This is a genomic window from Mycobacterium sp. E2699, assembly GCF_001666745.1.
Classification (GTDB): Bacteria; Actinomycetota; Actinomycetes; order Mycobacteriales; family Mycobacteriaceae; genus Mycobacterium.
In genome coordinates, this window is record NZ_LZJH01000077.1 from 17,161 (window position 1) to 31,494 (window position 14,334).

A 14,334-nucleotide genomic window follows, 5' to 3' on the forward strand; every position below is an offset into this window, starting at 1 on the left:
GCGGCGGCAGAGCCGTCCTAGAGCGGCCTGTGCGGGATCCTCCGCCCCGTGATGACCTTGGCCGCGATCTTGACCAGCCGCGCCATGCCGACGTAGGTCATCGGGTTGAACATCGTCGGCCACGTGGTCCGGATCAGGTGCTCGGTCAGCGGCCGGCCCGCGAACCGGTCGGTGAGCCAGCGCAGCGTCATCGGGGCGGACAGCGGATGCAGGACCAGGTGTTCGTTGAATGCGTCCCGGTGGTAGGTGACCCGGGCGCCACCGGCCGAGTAGGCGTCGGCGAGCGCGTCGATGTCGTGCACGTCGATGAGGTAGTCGTGCACGGCCTGCACGATCAGCACCGGCGGCGTCGGCACCGCCGCGCCCAGCTTGATGCTGTCGAAGACGTGCATGATCTCCGGCGTCGACAGGATGTCTTCCAGCGGCTCGTCGAGGTAGTCGCCCATGTTCTTGCCGGCCATCTTCAGGACCGCTTCCACGGTCGTCATCTTCTCCAGCGATTCGAGCAAGGCGCGCCCCTCGTCGTTGGCGTGCTCCTTGATCATCCGGTCGAGGTCGGGGTAGACGTGCGCCAGCGCCGCCACCACGAGGGCCGGCAGGCCGGCGAGGAAGCCCCCGTTGAGCCTGCGGAACGTGTGGCCGAGGTCGCCGACCGGCGATCCGAGCACCGCCCCGACGATGTCCAGTTCCGGCGCGTAGTCGGCGCACACCTCGGCGGCCCAGGCGCTCGCGAGGCCGCCGCCGGAATAACCCCACAGCCCGACCGGCGCCGACTGCGACAGGTTCAGCCGCTCGGAGCCCAGCGCCGCCCGGATCCCGTCGAGCACGCGGTAGCCGGGCTCATAAGGGGCGCCCCACGACCCGTGGACGCCTTCGTGGTCGGGGACCGAGACGGCCCAGCCCTCGGCGACGGCGGCCGTGACCAGCAGGTATTCGAACTGGCTGAGCGACCCCAGGGCCTTGGCCCGGCGCCGCAGCGCGTAGGACGGGAAGCAGCGCGACGTCATCGCGTCGATCGCGCACTGGTAGGACAGCAGCGGGCAGGTCTGCCCCGGAGCGAGCTTCGCCGGGACGATCACGGTGGTCACCGTCGCCTCGGGCTCGCCGTTCATGTCCATGGTCCGGTAGAGCAGCTGGACGGCGCGTACGGGCTGCGGAACCAGGCCCAGGAACGCCAGCTCGACGTCGCGCGAGCGCAGCACCGTTCCGGGCTCGGCGTGCTGGTAGCCCGGCGGCGGCTGGTAGAACGGGTCGTCCGAGGGCAGCAGCGGGCGCACCTTGCGCCGCAGCTCCTCGTGCGGCGGCCGCGCGATCCACTGCGCGCCCTGCGTTCCCGCAAGATTGCCGAGTTCAACCATTCGCCGGTCCCTTCTTGGCCACCCGGCATTCTCGCGCATGTACTGGGGGTGGCCAAAACGTAATCGCCGCATTGTGAGCTAGTTCTTCCCGCTCAGTTACTGACGCGGCCCGAGCAAAAACCCCCGGTCGCCCGGACGGGGGCGTCTTTCACGGTAACTCAAACCTGGCCCGGCGGCCGGAACGCCGCGAATTCGTCGGTGACCCGCAGCCGCGAGTCGGTGAAGTGGTAGAGCGCCGCCGGGCGCCCGCCGCTGCGGCCGGACTGCGCGATGGTGCCGGTCTGGCTGATTACCCCCCGCCGGGCCAGCACCCTCTGCAGGTTCGTCGCGTCCACCTGGTAGCCCAGCGCGGCGCCGTAGATGTCGCGCAGCGTGGACAGCGCGAATTCCCTTGGCGCCAGGGCGAACCCGATGTTGGTGTACGACATCTTGGCGACCAGCCGGGTCCGGGCGTGCTCCACCATCGTGCCGTGGTCGAACGCCATCGGCGGCAGGGCATTCACCGGGTGCCAGCGGGTGTCCGGCGGCAGCTCGGGGATGGCGGGGGAGGGCACCAGGCCCAGGAATGTCGACGCGATCACCCTGGCACCCGGCACCCGCTGTGGGTCGGAAAACACAGCCAGCTGCTCCAAGTGAGCCAGCTCTCGCAGGTCGACCTTCTCGGCCAGTTGGCGGCGAACCGAGGTGGTCATGTCCTCGTCGCTGCGCAGCCGGCCGCCCGGCAGCGACCAGGCGCCCTGCTGCGGATCCTTGGCGCGTTGCCATAACAGCACGTTCAGCTGCGGTTTCTCTCTGCGCGGGCTCGCCGTTACCTGGCGAACCTGAAACACCACCGCAAGCACCTCGTGTTCAGTGCTAGTATGGCCCATGTTTTCGATTGTAAGTCGAAAACCTCCCGGCGCGAAAGGAGCCGCCATGACGGTCTTGACTCGCATGGACACGCTCGATGACAACGGGGCCGACCTGACCGGCCGCATCACCAACACGCCCACCGGCTACACCGGTCTCGACGGCGACGCACTGTGGGCGGCCGAGGTTCGGCGGCTGGCGAAGCTGCGCGGCGCCACCTTGCTGGCGCACAACTACCAGCTGCCGGCCATCCAGGACGTCGCCGACCACGTCGGCGACTCGCTGGCGCTGTCGCGGATCGCCGCCGAGGCGCCCGAGGACACCATCGTGTTCTGCGGCGTGCACTTCATGGCCGAGACCGCCAAGATCCTCAGCCCCGACAAGACCGTGCTCATCCCGGACCAGCGGGCCGGCTGCTCGCTGGCCGATTCCATCACCGCCGACGAACTTCGCGCCTGGCGCGACGAGCACCCCGGCGCCGTCGTCGTCTCCTACGTCAACACCACGGCCGCCGTGAAGGCGCTCACCGACATCTGCTGCACCTCGTCCAACGCGGTCGAGGTGGTCGAGTCCATCGACCCCGACCGCGAGGTGCTGTTCTGCCCGGACCAATTCCTCGGCGCCCACGTGCGCCGGGTGACGGGCCGGGAGAACCTGCACGTGTGGGCCGGCGAATGCCATGTGCACGCCGGCATCAACGGCGACGAGCTGTCCGCGCAGGCGCGGGCCAATCCGGACGCCGAACTGTATGTCCATCCCGAATGTGGTTGCGCGACTTCGGCGTTGTACCTCGCCGGCGAGGGCGCCTTCCCGGCCGAGCGGGTGAAGATCTTGTCCACCGGCGGCATGCTCGACGCCGCGCACCAGACCCGCGCCCGCAAGGTGCTGGTCGCCACCGAGGTCGGCATGCTGCACCAATTACGCAGGGCCGCACCGAAAGTCGACTTTCAGGCGGTCAACGACCGGGCAGCCTGCAAGTACATGAAGATGATCACCCCGGCGGCCCTGTTGCGCTGCCTGGTGGAGGGCGCCGACGAGGTGCACGTCGACCCGGAGATCGCGGCCGCGGGCCGGCGCAGCGTGCAGCGCATGATCGCAATCGGCCAGCCGGGCGGCGGCGAATGATGGCCCGTCCCACCTGGACGCACACCGCCGACGTCGTCGTCGTCGGCACCGGCGTCGCGGGGCTGGCCGCCGCGCTGGCCGCGCATCGCGCCGGGCGCAGCGTCGTGGTGCTGAGCAAGGCCGATCAGGCGAAGGGGGGGACCGCGACCCACTATGCGCAGGGCGGCATCGCGGTGGTGCTGCCGGACAACGACGACTCCGTCGAGGCGCACGTCGCCGATACCCTGGCCGCCGGCGCGGGCCTGTGCGATCCCGACTCGGTGTACTCCATTGTCGCCGAGGGTTACCGGGCGGTGTCCGAATTGGTCGGTGACGGGGCGCGATTCGACGAAGTGGTCCCCGGTCGCTGGGACGTGACGCGCGAGGGTGGCCACTCCCGGCGGCGGATCGTGCACGCCGGGGGCGACGCCACCGGCGCCGAGGTGCAGCGGGCGCTCGACCGCGCCGCGGCCAGGCTGGACATCCGCCCCGGCCATGTGGCCCTGCGGGTGCTGCACAACGACGACGCCGTCACCGGGGTCCTGCTGGGCAGCGTGGACGGCTACGGAATCATCAACGCGCCGTCGGTGATCCTGGCCTCCGGCGGGCTCGGGCACCTCTACGGCGCGACCACGAATCCCGACGGCTCCACCGGCGACGGCATCGCGCTGGCGCTGTGGGCCGGCGTGCCGGTCAGCGACCTCGAGTTCATCCAGTTCCACCCGACGATGCTGTTTGGCGGCAAGAGTGGCGGCCGGCGCCCGCTGGTCACCGAGGCCATCCGCGGCGAGGGCGCCATTCTGCTTGACAGCCGAGGCAATTCGGTCACGGCCGGCGTTCACCCGATGGGCGATCTGGCCCCGCGCGACGTCGTCGCGGCGGCCATCGACGCGCGCCTGCGGGAGACCGGCGACCCGTGCGTCTACCTCGACGCGCGCGGCATCGCGGGCTTCGAGGCCCGGTTCCCCACCGTCACCGCCGCGTGCCGCGCCGCCGGCATCGACCCCGTCCGCCAGCCCATCCCGGTGGTTCCGGGGGCGCACTACAGCTGCGGCGGCATCGTCACCGACGTGTTCGGCCAGACCGAACTGCCGGGGCTGTACGCCGCGGGCGAGGTGGCCCGCACCGGAATGCACGGCGCCAACCGGTTGGCCTCCAACAGCCTGCTGGAGGGCTTGGTGGTCGGCGGTCGCGCCGGACGGGCCGCGGCCGCGCACGCGGCGACGGCCGGCCGCGTCACAGCGGCGGCCCCCGAGCCCGTCGCCCACACCGCCCTGGAGCGAGGCGACCTGCACCGGGCGATGGGCCGGCACGCCTCGGTGGTGCGCGACGCCGCCGGGCTGAACCGCTTGTGCGACGAGCTGTCCGGCGCGCCGGTCCGGGACGTGGCCGGCCGCCGCGACTTCGAGGACGTCGCGTTGACGCTCACCGCCCGGGCGGTGTCCGCCGGGGCCTTGGCGCGCAATGAAAGTCGCGGATGCCACCACCGCGCCGAGTACCCTGACGCCGCACCGGAACAGGCCCGCAGCAGCGTGCTCCGGCTGGCCGACGACGGAAACTCCGTGCTGGTGGAGGCGTTGGCGGCGGTGTGCTGACGATGTTCTCCGACTGCGAACTCGACGCCGCCCGCGACGCCATTCGGCAGGCCCTGCGCGAGGATCTGCGTTACGGTCCCGACGTCACCACGCTGGCCACGGTGCCCGCCGCGGCGGTGGCCACCGCGTCGATGGTGCCCCGCGAGCCGGGGGTGATCGCCGGGCTGGACGTGGCGCTGCTGGTCCTCGACGAGGTGCTCGGCACCGGCGGCTACCAGGTGCTCGATCGCGTCGAGGACGGCGCCCGGCTGGGCCCGGGTGAGTCGGCACTGACGGTGCGAGCGGACACGCGGGGCATGCTGACCGCGGAGCGGACCGCGCTGAACCTGTTGTGCCACCTGTCGGGGATCGCCACCGCGACCGCGGCCTGGGTCGACGCGGTGCACGGCACCAACGCGAAGATCCGCGATACCCGCAAGACCCTGCCGGGCCTGCGCGTGCTGCAGAAGTACGCGGTGCGCGTCGGCGGGGGCGTCAACCACCGAATGGGTCTAGGGGACGCGGCGCTGATCAAGGACAACCACGTCGCGGCCGCGGGCTCGGTGGTCGAGGCGCTGCGCGCGGTGCGCGAGGCGGCCCCCGACCTGCCGTGCGAGGTGGAGGTGGACTCGCTCGAGCAGCTGGACGAGGTGCTGGCGGAAAAGCCCGAGCTGATCCTGCTGGACAACTTCCCGGTGTGGCAGACGCAGATCGCCGTGCAGCGCCGCGACACCCGGGCGCCCGCCGTGCTGCTCGAGTCGTCGGGCGGGCTCAGCCTGGAGAACGCGGCGACCTACGCCGCCACCGGTGTCGATTACCTGGCCGTCGGGGCGCTGACGCATTCGGTGCGCGCGCTCGACATCGGCCTGGACATGTAAAGAGTCCGCGTCAGCCGCCAAAGTGCAGCTACCGACAGCTTTACTCGAGAAACGCGTAGCCAGTTGCACTCTCGCGCCGATATTGGCATCAGCCGCGCAGCAGCGTGCGCGCCGCGGGCTTGGCGGCCTCCAGCGCGCCCGCATCACCGGAGATCCGCGACAGGATCAGCGCGCCCTCGATCAGTGAGATCACCGCGATCCCCACGCGGTGCGCCTCCGCGGCGGGCCGGCCGTCGGAGCGCAGCCGCTCCTCGACCGCCGCGCACCACCCGTTGAAGGCGCGTGCGGACGCCTCGCGCACCAGCGGACTCGCGTTGACCGATTCGGTGGCGATCGGCTCGATCGGGCAGCCGTCGCGCTGATCGCCGGCCAACCCGGCGATCAGCAGGTCCACCCAGCGGTCGACGATGTCGGCCACCGGCCGGCCCGTCGCCAGGAAGCGGCGCAGCAGTTGCTCGATGCCGGTGCCCTCGGCGTCGACGACCGCGGCGGCCAGCTGTTGCTTGCCCCGCGGGAAGTGGTGATACAGCGAACCGGGTTTGACGCCGGCCTCCTCGAGGATCTGGTTGAGGCCGGTCGCGGCGTAGCCCTGCCGGCGGAACAGGGTGGCGGCTTTGTCGATCAGCGCCGCGCGGCTGCGATCTGGTCGGGGCACGCTATTGACTTTACTTGAATGACCACTCAAGAATGCTGAGATGAGGCAGTTGACCTACGAAGAGACCGGGCGATACGCGTGGCGCGACGTGCCCGAGCCGCAACTCAGCGCGCCCGAGCAGGCGTTGGTCCGGCCGTTGACGGTGGCATGCTGCGACCTCGACGTCGCGGTGTGCCACGGGCGGCTGCCGTTTCCGCCGCCGTACGCGGTGGGCCACGAGGGATTGGCCGAGGTCGTCGCCGTCGGCGACGCCGTCACGGGCGTCCGGGCCGGCGACCGCGTCGTCGTGCCGTTCCAGATCAGCTGCGGAACCTGCCGCGAATGTCGCCGCGGCGTGACCGGATCCTGCGGCTCGGTGCCGCTGATGGCGGCCTACGGAATGGCCCCGATCGTCGGCCTCGACGGCGGGGGCTTCATGTCGGAACTGGTGCTGGTGCCCTACGCGGACGCGATGCTGGTCCCGCTTCCCGACGGCGTGGACCCCGTCTCGATCGCGTCGCTGTCGGACAACATTCCCGACGGCTGGCGGGCCGTCGGCCCGTTCACCGCGGAGTTGGACGGCCTCGATCCCGTCGATCGCCGCGTCCTGGTGCTCGGGCGGCTGTCGATCGGGTTGTACGCGGCCGCCATCGCGGCGGCGCTGGGGGCGCGCGTCGACTACGTCGACACCGATCCGCAGCGGCTGGCCGCCGCCGAAAAGGTCGGCGCGGTGGTGCACGACGTCGACAAACCCGACAAGTCGTGGGGCGCGTACCCGGTCACCGTGCACACCACCAGCGACGCGGCGCTGCTCGCGGCCACCCTGCGCGCGACCTGGCCGGATGGCGTGTGCACCGACACCGGGATCTACCCCGAATACAACGTCGAGATGCCGTTGCTGCCGATGTACAGCCGCGGCGTGCGGTTCGTCACCGGGCGGGTCAGCGCGCGCACGGTCATCCCGCGGGTGCTCGAGCTGCTCGCCGGCGGCCTGGACCTCTCGCCGGCCGTCGACCGCGTGGTCGCCTGGGAGGACGCCCCGTCGGCGTGGCCGGCGATGACCGGCAAGACCGTCTTCACCAGGGCGTAGGCCTATCGGGTGGGTATCCAGGGCATTGAGTGTGTGGGTGGGGCGCGAAAATCGCCGAAATCGCGCCCTGAGCGCACGCGGAAAGCCGTCAGCGCACACTCAACGGCGGCGGCCTCAATTCAGGCGATGTCGGCGACGAAAACGCCAACCCGGCTCAGCTGCATGCGCGCCATTCGCGGCAGGTTTTGCGCGTCGGGGCCGTCGTAGCCGGCGGGGAGGATCCGCGGGTTGGTCACGTGCACCTGGCGGCGGGCGAAGCGCACGTCCGCTTGGCCCGCCGCCAGCACGTTCTTCACCCAGTCGGTCTTGCCGTGGGCCAAGGCGATCGCCAGCACGTTTCCCTTGCGGTAGGCCGTGATGATCGTCTCGTACGGCTTCCCGGACTTGCGACCGCGATGCTCGATGGTCCCGGTTCCGGGCAGAAAACGCGCGATCGGCTTGAGCACATTGTTGAGGTATTTCACCTGAAAGTTCTCGAACCAGACCGGAAAGACCATCGGCACACCCGGGGCGTTGTTGGGGTGATCCTTTTTGGACACGACGGCTCCTTGAGTGATCTCTGCGGGCCTTGGCCGGTCTTCCCCGGCCTTTCACCGGCACTGTACCGGTCGGGTGCCTGCTTGAGCCGTTCCGGGAGAGTGTGTGGCACCCGGCCGCCGCGTGCGCGACCGGGGCTCATGACCCCTGTACCGCAATAAGCCAAGCCGCACAAGGGATTTCGTTTGCGGCCGACGGCGCCGCGGGCGTACGGTTTGCGCATGACCATCGCGTGCGAGCACATGAATGACGGCGTTATCCCGGCCAAGTACCGACTGCTCGTGGCCATGGCCGCCGCGCGTCCCGACGGTGTCAGCGCGTGGGCCGCCGCCGCTCGAGCGGCCGGCGCCTCGAACGCGGAGATCGCCGAGGCGGTCGAGATCCGACGATCCGTTGGCGCCGCCAGTCTGCCCGTGGCGGCCGCCGAAACCTCGCGACCGCGGACACTGCGGGGTTATCTGGCCCTGTGCGTGGCCGCCATGATGGTCGGCGCGGCCCTGCTGATGCAGACCGCTGCACCGGGCCGGGCCGACGTGTGCGGCGACGTCGGCGGGGCGCAGGCGCCGGGGGGTGGCTGCGCCCCGCCCGGCGCGCCCGCCGCGGACCCGCCGCCGCAGGCCGGCCTTCCCAAACCGCCGTGGCTGTCAACGATCGAGCGGCGCGATCCGCAGTTCGCCGACTCCTACCTGGCGACGCGGGAGCGCATCCTGAAGGACGGGGCGATCCCCGCCAAGTACAAGCTGCTCATCGGTATGGTCACCGACGCCATCGCGGCGCACCCGGATGGTGTCAGGATGCTGGCCGACAACGCCAGGGCGGCGGGCGCGAGCGAACCCGAGGTCACCGAGGCGGTCGAGGTGGGATACCTATACGGGGGCACCGCAGCACTGGTCATGGGAAGCAACGCGTTCGGCGGCTGAACGCCGACCCGCCCGGTCCGAACCCCCGAGAGCAAATGCGGTTGCTCCCATCGGGGACAATGGAGAACGTGACCCCCACCCAAGCGTCGCCGATCGCCCGCATCGACCTGCGCGGCGCGGAGCTGACGGCCGCCCGGCTGCGGGCCGCGCTGCCCCGCGGCGGCGCCGACGTGGAGAGCGTGCTGCCGAAAGTGCGCCCGATCGTGCAGGCCGTCGCCGAGCGCGGGGCCGAGGCGGCGCTGGAGTACGGGGCGTCGTTCGACGGCGTACGGCCGCCGGCGGTGCGGGTGCCCGACGAGGCGCTCGACGAGGCGCTGGCCGAGCTCGACGCCGACGTGGCCGAGGCGCTGCAGGTGATGATCGAACGCGCCCGCGCCGTGCACGCCGATCAGCGGCGCGCCGACGTCACCACCACCCTCGGTCCGGGCGCGACGGTCACCGAGCGCTGGGTCCCCGTCGAGCGCGTCGGCCTGTACGTGCCCGGCGGCAACGCGGTGTACCCGTCGAGCGTGGTGATGAACGTGGTGCCGGCGCAGGCCGCCGGCGTCGGCTCCCTGGTGGTGGCCAGCCCGCCGCAGGACCGCTTTGCCGGGCTGCCCCACCCGACGATCCTGGCGGCGGCCCGGCTGCTGGGCGTCGACGAGGTCTGGGCCGTCGGCGGCGCGCAGGCCGTCGCGCTGCTGGCCTACGGCGGCACCGACACCGACGGTCGCGAGCTCGCGCCGGTCGACATGATCACCGGGCCCGGCAACATCTACGTCACCGCCGCCAAGCGGCTGTGCCGCTCGCGGGTGGGCATCGACGCGGAGGCCGGGCCGACGGAGATCGCCATCCTGGCCGACCACACCGCCGACCCCGCGCACGTGGCCGCAGACCTGATCAGCCAGGCCGAGCACGACGAGCTGGCCGGCAGCGTGCTGGTGACCCCCAGCGAGCGCCTGGCGGCGGCCACCGAGGCCGAGCTGGCCGCCCAGCTGCGGACGACGGTGCACCGCGAACGGGTGACGACCGCGCTCGGCGGCCCCCAGTCGGCGATCATCCTGGTCGACGACCTCGACGTAGGCGTCACCGTCGTCAACGCCTACGCCGCCGAACACCTGGAGATCCAGACCGCCGACGCCCCGCGGGTCGCCGGCCGAATCCGTTCGGCCGGGGCGATTTTCGTCGGCCCCTACGCGCCGGTGAGCCTCGGCGACTACTGCGCCGGCTCCAACCACGTGCTGCCGACCGGCGGCTCCGCCCGCCACTCAAGCGGCCTGTCGGTGCAGACGTTCCTGCGCGGCATCCACGTCGTCGACTACACCGAGGCGGCCCTCAAGGACGTCTCCGGGCACGTGGTCACGCTGGCCAAGGCCGAGGACCTGCCCGCGCACGGCGAGGCGGTACGGCGGAGGTTCGAGCGATGAGCGCGGAGCGCCCGACGCTGGACGAGCTGCCGCTGCGCGACGACCTGCGCGGCAAATCCCCTTACGGCGCACCGCAACTGGCGGTCCCGGTCCGGCTGAACACCAACGAGAACCCGCACCCGCCGACCCGGGCCCTGGTCGACGACGTCGTGCGGTCGGTGCGCGAGGCCGCCGTCGACCTGCACCGGTATCCCGACCGCGACGCCGTCGACCTGCGCCGCGACCTGGCCGCCTACCTCACCGCGCAGACCGGCGTCCCGCTGGCCACCGAAAACGTCTGGGCCGCCAACGGTTCCAACGAGATCCTGCAGCAGCTGTTGCAGGCGTTCGGCGGGCCGGGCCGCACCGCAATCGGCTTCGTCCCGTCCTACTCGATGCACCCGGTCATCGCCGACGGCACCCGCACCGAATGGCTCGAAGCCGCGCGCGCCGACGACTTCGGCCTCGACGTGGACGCGGCGGTCGCCGCCGTCACCGAACGCAGGCCCGACGTCGTTTTCATCGCCAGCCCCAACAACCCGTCGGGACAAAGCGTTTCACTGCCGGATTTGCGGCGGCTGCTCGACGTGGTGCCGGGCATCCTGATCGTCGACGAGGCCTACGGCGAATTCTCCGCGCGGCCCAGCGCGGTCGCGCTCGTCGAGGAGTATCCCACCAAGCTCGTCGTCACCCGCACCATGAGCAAGGCGTTCGCGTTCGCCGGCGGGCGGCTCGGCTACCTGATCGCCACGCCGGCGATGATCGACGCGATGCTGCTGGTGCGGCTGCCCTATCACCTGTCGTCGGTCACCCAGGCCGCCGCCCGGGCCGCGCTGCGGCACGCCGACGACACCCTGGGCAGCGTCGCCACCCTGATCGCCGAGCGCGAACGCGTGTCAAAGGCGTTGATCGGCATGGGCTTCCGGGTGATCCCCAGCGACGCCAACTTCGTGCTGTTCGGTGAGTTCGCCGACGCGCCGGCCACCTGGCAGCGCTACCTGGAAGCCGGCATCCTGATCCGTGACGTCGGGATCCCCGGCTATCTGCGCGCCACCACGGGGCTGGCCGAGGAGAACGATGCGTTCCTGCGGGCCAGCGCCCAGATCGCGGCCACCGACTTGGCCCGAGCCACCCCAGTAGGAGCCCAGTGACCACTCGCGAAGCGCGGCGGGCGCGTATCGAGCGCCGCACCAAGGAATCCGACATCGTCATCGAACTCGACCTCGACGGCACCGGCCAGGTCGACGTCGACACCGGTGTGCCGTTCTACGATCACATGCTGACGGCGCTGGGCAGCCACGCGAGCTTCGACCTGAGCGTGCGCACCAAGGGCGACGTCGAGATCGAGGGCCACCACACCATCGAGGACACCGCCATCGCGCTGGGCCAGGCGCTCGGCCAGGCGCTGGGCGACAAGAAGGGCATCCGCCGCTTCGGGGACGCCTACATCCCGATGGACGAGACGCTGGCCCACGCCGCGGTCGACGTGTCCGGGCGGCCCTACTGCGTGCACACGGGGGAGCCGGATCACCTGCAGCACACCACGATCGCCGGCGGCTCGGTGCCGTATCACACCGTCGTCAACCGGCACGTGTTCGAGACGCTGGCCGCCAACGCCCGCATCGCGCTGCACGTGCGGGTGCTGTACGGCCGCGACCCGCACCACATCACCGAGGCCGAATACAAGGCGGTGGCCCGCGCGCTGCGCCAGGCCGTCGAACCCGATCCCCGGGTGTCGGGCGTGCCGTCCACCAAAGGTGTTCTGTGACAAGGAAATCGGTTGTGGTGCTCGACTACGGCTCGGGCAACCTGCGGTCGGCGCAACGCGCGCTGCAGCGGGTGGGCGCGTCGGTCGAGGTAACCGCCGACGCGGGCGACGCCGCCGCCGCCGACGGGCTCGTGGTGCCGGGCGTCGGCGCCTTCGAGGCGTGCATGACGGGCCTGCGGAAGATCGCCGGGGAGCGGATCATCGCCGAGCGGGTGGCCGCGGGGCGCCCGGTGCTGGGGGTGTGCGTCGGGATGCAGATCCTGTTCGCCCGCGGCGTGGAATTCGGGGTGGAGACGAAGGGTTGTGGGCAGTGGCCGGGGGCCGTCACCCGGCTGGACGCGCCGGTGATCCCGCACATGGGCTGGAACGTGGTGACTGCCGGGCCGGGCAGCGTGCTGTTCCGGGGGCTGGACGCCGGCGCCCGGTTCTACTTCGTGCATTCGTACGCCGCGCAGCGCTGGGAGGGCGCTGCCGAGGCGGTGCTGACGTGGGCGACCCACCAGGTGCCGTTCTTGGCGGCCGTCGAGGACGGGCCGCTCTCGGCCACGCAATTTCATCCGGAGAAGAGCGGCGACGCCGGTGCGGCCGTGTTGAGCAATTGGGTCGAGGGACTGTGAACGACTTCGCGAGAGTGCAACCGGCGACGCAAAAGCCGAGAACAGGCGTCGCCGGCGGCACTTTCGGCGCGCGGGAGGGGCTGTGTTGATTCTGTTACCGGCGGTCGACGTGGTCGACGGCCGCGCCGTGCGCCTGGTGCAGGGCAAGGCCGGCAGCGAAACCGAGTACGGCTCGGCGCTGGACGCCGCGCTGGGCTGGCAGCGCGACGGCGCCGAGTGGATCCACCTGGTGGACCTGGACGCCGCGTTCGGGCGCGGCTCCAACCGCGAGCTGCTCGCCGAGGTGGTGGGCAAGCTCGACGTGCAGGTGGAGCTGTCGGGCGGGATCCGCGACGACGACTCTTTGGCCGCGGCGCTGGCCACCGGCTGCGCGCGGGTCAACCTGGGCACCGCGGCGCTGGAGAACCCGCAATGGTGCGCGCGGGCCATCGACGAGCACGGCGACAAGGTCGCCGTCGGGCTCGACGTCCAGATCGTTGACGGCCGGCACCGGCTGCGCGGGCGCGGCTGGGAGACCGACGGCGGTGACCTGTGGGAGGTGCTGGAACGCCTTGACGGCCAGGGGTGTTCGCGCTTCGTGGTCACCGACGTCACCAAGGACGGCACGCTCGGCGGCCCCAATCTCGACCTGCTGGCCGCGGTCGCCGACCGCACCGAGGCGCCGGTGATCGCGTCGGGCGGCGTGTCCAGCCTGGACGACCTGCGCGCGATCGCCACCCTCACCGGCCGCGGCGTCGAGGGCGCCATCGTGGGCAAGGCGCTCTACGCCGGGCGGTTCACCCTGCCGCAGGCCCTGGCCGCGGTGAGGTCGTAGCCGGGTGGACCTGAACGCGCTCGTGTCCGTGGCATCGAAGATCCTCGATGCCGCCGTGCCACGGTTCCTGGATGGCCACCGCGCCGACTCCGCGGTTGCCAAGAAGGGCAACGACTTTGCCACCGAGATCGACCTCGCGATCGAGCGCCAGGTCGTCACCGCTCTGCAAGCCACCACCGGGATCGGCGTACACGGCGAGGAGTTCGGCGGCACCGACGTCGACTCACCGTGGGTGTGGGTGCTGGACCCGGTGGACGGCACGTTCAACTACGCCGCCGGCTCGCCGATGGCCGCGATCCTGCTGGCCCTGCTGCACGACGGAGATCCGGTGGCCGGCCTGACCTGGCTGCCGTTCATCGACGAGCGCTACACGGCCGTCGCGGGAGGCCCTCTGGTCAAAAACGGTGCGCCGCAGCCGCAGCTGGAAACCACGGAGCTGGGGGAGAGCCTGCTGGCGGTCGGGACCTTCAGCGCCGACTCGCGGGGCCGGTTCCCCGGGCGCTACCGGATCGCGCTGCTGGAGAACCTCAGCCGGGTGTCGTCGCGGTTGCGCATGCACGGCTCGACCGGGATCGACCTGGTCTACGTCGCCGACGGAATCGTGGGTGCCGCAATCAGTTTCGGCGGTCACGTGTGGGATCACGCCGCTGGTGTGGCGCAGGTGCGGTCCGCCGGGGGGATCGTCACCGACCTGGCCGGCAAGCCGTGGACCCCCGCGTCGGACTCGGTGCTGGCCGCCGCACCCGGTGCGCACGGCGAGATCCTGGACATCCTGAGCGCGGTCGGCGATCCGGGGGACTACTGAG

The 14,334-nt window shown here is 71.4% G+C and carries 15 protein-coding genes; 11 read left to right on the forward strand and 4 right to left on the reverse strand.

The window, feature by feature from the left end:
- Positions 1 to 17: 17 nt before the first annotated feature.
- Both A5696_RS12010 and A5696_RS12015 read right to left on the reverse strand, forming a co-directional pair.
- Positions 18 to 1,358 carry a lipase family protein gene (locus A5696_RS12010; RefSeq protein WP_067878362.1) on the reverse strand — a complete coding sequence of 447 codons (1,341 nt, stop codon included), beginning with the start codon at positions 1,356 to 1,358 and terminating at the stop codon, positions 18 to 20.
- Positions 1,359 to 1,516: 158 nt separating this feature from the next.
- On the reverse strand, positions 1,517 to 2,227 hold the full coding sequence (locus tag A5696_RS12015; protein ID WP_067878365.1) for an NUDIX domain-containing protein: 711 nt from the start codon (positions 2,225 to 2,227) through the stop codon (positions 1,517 to 1,519).
- Between the two features lie 46 nt (positions 2,228 to 2,273).
- Here A5696_RS12015 and nadA point away from each other — a divergent pair, with 46 nt between their 5' ends.
- The 3 genes from nadA to nadC are packed head-to-tail and all read left to right on the forward strand — an operon-like array spanning position 2,274 to position 5,763.
- The gene (nadA, locus tag A5696_RS12020; RefSeq protein ID WP_067878367.1) at positions 2,274 to 3,332 is read left to right on the forward strand and encodes a quinolinate synthase NadA; all 1,059 of its coding nucleotides are present in this window, start codon (positions 2,274 to 2,276) and stop codon (positions 3,330 to 3,332) included.
- Positions 3,332 to 4,906, forward strand: coding sequence for an L-aspartate oxidase (locus tag A5696_RS12025; protein ID WP_369803330.1), 1,575 nt, complete (start codon positions 3,332 to 3,334; stop codon positions 4,904 to 4,906). The genes nadA and A5696_RS12025 overlap by 1 nt, the downstream gene beginning before the upstream one ends.
- A gap of 2 nt (positions 4,907 to 4,908) precedes the next feature.
- On the forward strand, positions 4,909 to 5,763 hold the full coding sequence (gene nadC, locus A5696_RS12030; protein ID WP_197516966.1) for a carboxylating nicotinate-nucleotide diphosphorylase: 855 nt from the start codon (positions 4,909 to 4,911) through the stop codon (positions 5,761 to 5,763).
- Between the two features lie 88 nt (positions 5,764 to 5,851).
- On the opposite strand, the gene A5696_RS12035 is transcribed toward nadC, so the two are convergent.
- Positions 5,852 to 6,418, reverse strand: a complete 567-nt coding sequence (locus A5696_RS12035) for a TetR/AcrR family transcriptional regulator (RefSeq protein WP_067878373.1) — start codon at positions 6,416 to 6,418, stop codon at positions 5,852 to 5,854.
- 40 nt (positions 6,419 to 6,458) lie between these two features.
- Here A5696_RS12035 and A5696_RS12040 point away from each other — a divergent pair, with 40 nt between their 5' ends.
- On the forward strand, positions 6,459 to 7,487 hold the full coding sequence (locus A5696_RS12040) for a zinc-binding dehydrogenase (RefSeq protein ID WP_067878376.1): 1,029 nt from the start codon (positions 6,459 to 6,461) through the stop codon (positions 7,485 to 7,487).
- A gap of 119 nt (positions 7,488 to 7,606) precedes the next feature.
- On the opposite strand, the gene A5696_RS12045 is transcribed toward A5696_RS12040, so the two are convergent.
- Positions 7,607 to 8,026: a nitroreductase family deazaflavin-dependent oxidoreductase gene (locus A5696_RS12045; protein ID WP_067878379.1), complete on the reverse strand. Its 420-nt coding sequence runs from the start codon at positions 8,024 to 8,026 to the stop codon at positions 7,607 to 7,609.
- Positions 8,027 to 8,245: 219 nt separating this feature from the next.
- Here A5696_RS12045 and A5696_RS27085 point away from each other — a divergent pair, with 219 nt between their 5' ends.
- From A5696_RS27085 to A5696_RS12080, 7 genes are all read left to right on the forward strand, one after another.
- Complete coding sequence (locus A5696_RS27085) at positions 8,246 to 8,944, forward strand: carboxymuconolactone decarboxylase family protein (RefSeq protein WP_082968999.1); 699 nt, start codon at positions 8,246 to 8,248, stop codon at positions 8,942 to 8,944.
- Between the two features lie 59 nt (positions 8,945 to 9,003).
- Positions 9,004 to 10,350 carry a histidinol dehydrogenase gene (hisD, locus tag A5696_RS12055; RefSeq protein ID WP_067878382.1) on the forward strand — a complete coding sequence of 449 codons (1,347 nt, stop codon included), beginning with the start codon at positions 9,004 to 9,006 and terminating at the stop codon, positions 10,348 to 10,350.
- The gene (locus tag A5696_RS12060) at positions 10,347 to 11,480 is read left to right on the forward strand and encodes a histidinol-phosphate transaminase (RefSeq protein ID WP_067878384.1); all 1,134 of its coding nucleotides are present in this window, start codon (positions 10,347 to 10,349) and stop codon (positions 11,478 to 11,480) included. The genes hisD and A5696_RS12060 overlap by 4 nt, the downstream gene beginning before the upstream one ends.
- Positions 11,477 to 12,097, forward strand: a complete 621-nt coding sequence (hisB, locus tag A5696_RS12065) for an imidazoleglycerol-phosphate dehydratase HisB (RefSeq protein ID WP_067878388.1) — start codon at positions 11,477 to 11,479, stop codon at positions 12,095 to 12,097. The genes A5696_RS12060 and hisB overlap by 4 nt, the downstream gene beginning before the upstream one ends.
- On the forward strand, positions 12,094 to 12,714 hold the full coding sequence (gene hisH / locus A5696_RS12070; RefSeq protein WP_067878391.1) for an imidazole glycerol phosphate synthase subunit HisH: 621 nt from the start codon (positions 12,094 to 12,096) through the stop codon (positions 12,712 to 12,714). The genes hisB and hisH overlap by 4 nt, the downstream gene beginning before the upstream one ends.
- Positions 12,715 to 12,796: 82 nt before the next feature.
- A complete protein-coding gene (gene priA / locus A5696_RS12075; RefSeq protein ID WP_067878395.1) occupies positions 12,797 to 13,528 on the forward strand; it encodes a bifunctional 1-(5-phosphoribosyl)-5-((5-phosphoribosylamino)methylideneamino)imidazole-4-carboxamide isomerase/phosphoribosylanthranilate isomerase PriA in 732 nt (243 codons plus the stop codon).
- 4 nt (positions 13,529 to 13,532) lie between these two features.
- Positions 13,533 to 14,333 (forward strand): inositol monophosphatase, encoded by an 801-nt coding sequence (locus A5696_RS12080; RefSeq protein WP_067878398.1) that lies wholly within the window; start codon positions 13,533 to 13,535, stop codon positions 14,331 to 14,333.
- The last annotated feature ends 1 nt before the right edge of the window (position 14,334 follow it).

Coding starts and splice junctions, on each gene's coding strand:
- A5696_RS12010 (WP_067878362.1), bottom strand. CDS start 1,358: ATGGTTGAACTCGGCAATCTTGCGGGAACGCAGGGCGCGCAGTGGATC.
- A5696_RS12015 (WP_067878365.1), bottom strand. CDS start 2,227: ATGGGCCATACTAGCACTGAACACGAGGTGCTTGCGGTGGTGTTTCAG.
- nadA (WP_067878367.1), top strand. CDS start 2,274: ATGACGGTCTTGACTCGCATGGACACGCTCGATGACAACGGGGCCGAC.
- A5696_RS12025 (WP_369803330.1), top strand. CDS start 3,332: ATGGCCCGTCCCACCTGGACGCACACCGCCGACGTCGTCGTCGTCGGC.
- nadC (WP_197516966.1), top strand. CDS start 4,909: ATGTTCTCCGACTGCGAACTCGACGCCGCCCGCGACGCCATTCGGCAG.
- A5696_RS12040 (WP_067878376.1), top strand. CDS start 6,459: ATGAGGCAGTTGACCTACGAAGAGACCGGGCGATACGCGTGGCGCGAC.
- A5696_RS27085 (WP_082968999.1), top strand. CDS start 8,246: ATGACCATCGCGTGCGAGCACATGAATGACGGCGTTATCCCGGCCAAG.
- hisD (WP_067878382.1), top strand. CDS start 9,004: ATGGAGAACGTGACCCCCACCCAAGCGTCGCCGATCGCCCGCATCGAC.
- A5696_RS12060 (WP_067878384.1), top strand. CDS start 10,347: ATGAGCGCGGAGCGCCCGACGCTGGACGAGCTGCCGCTGCGCGACGAC.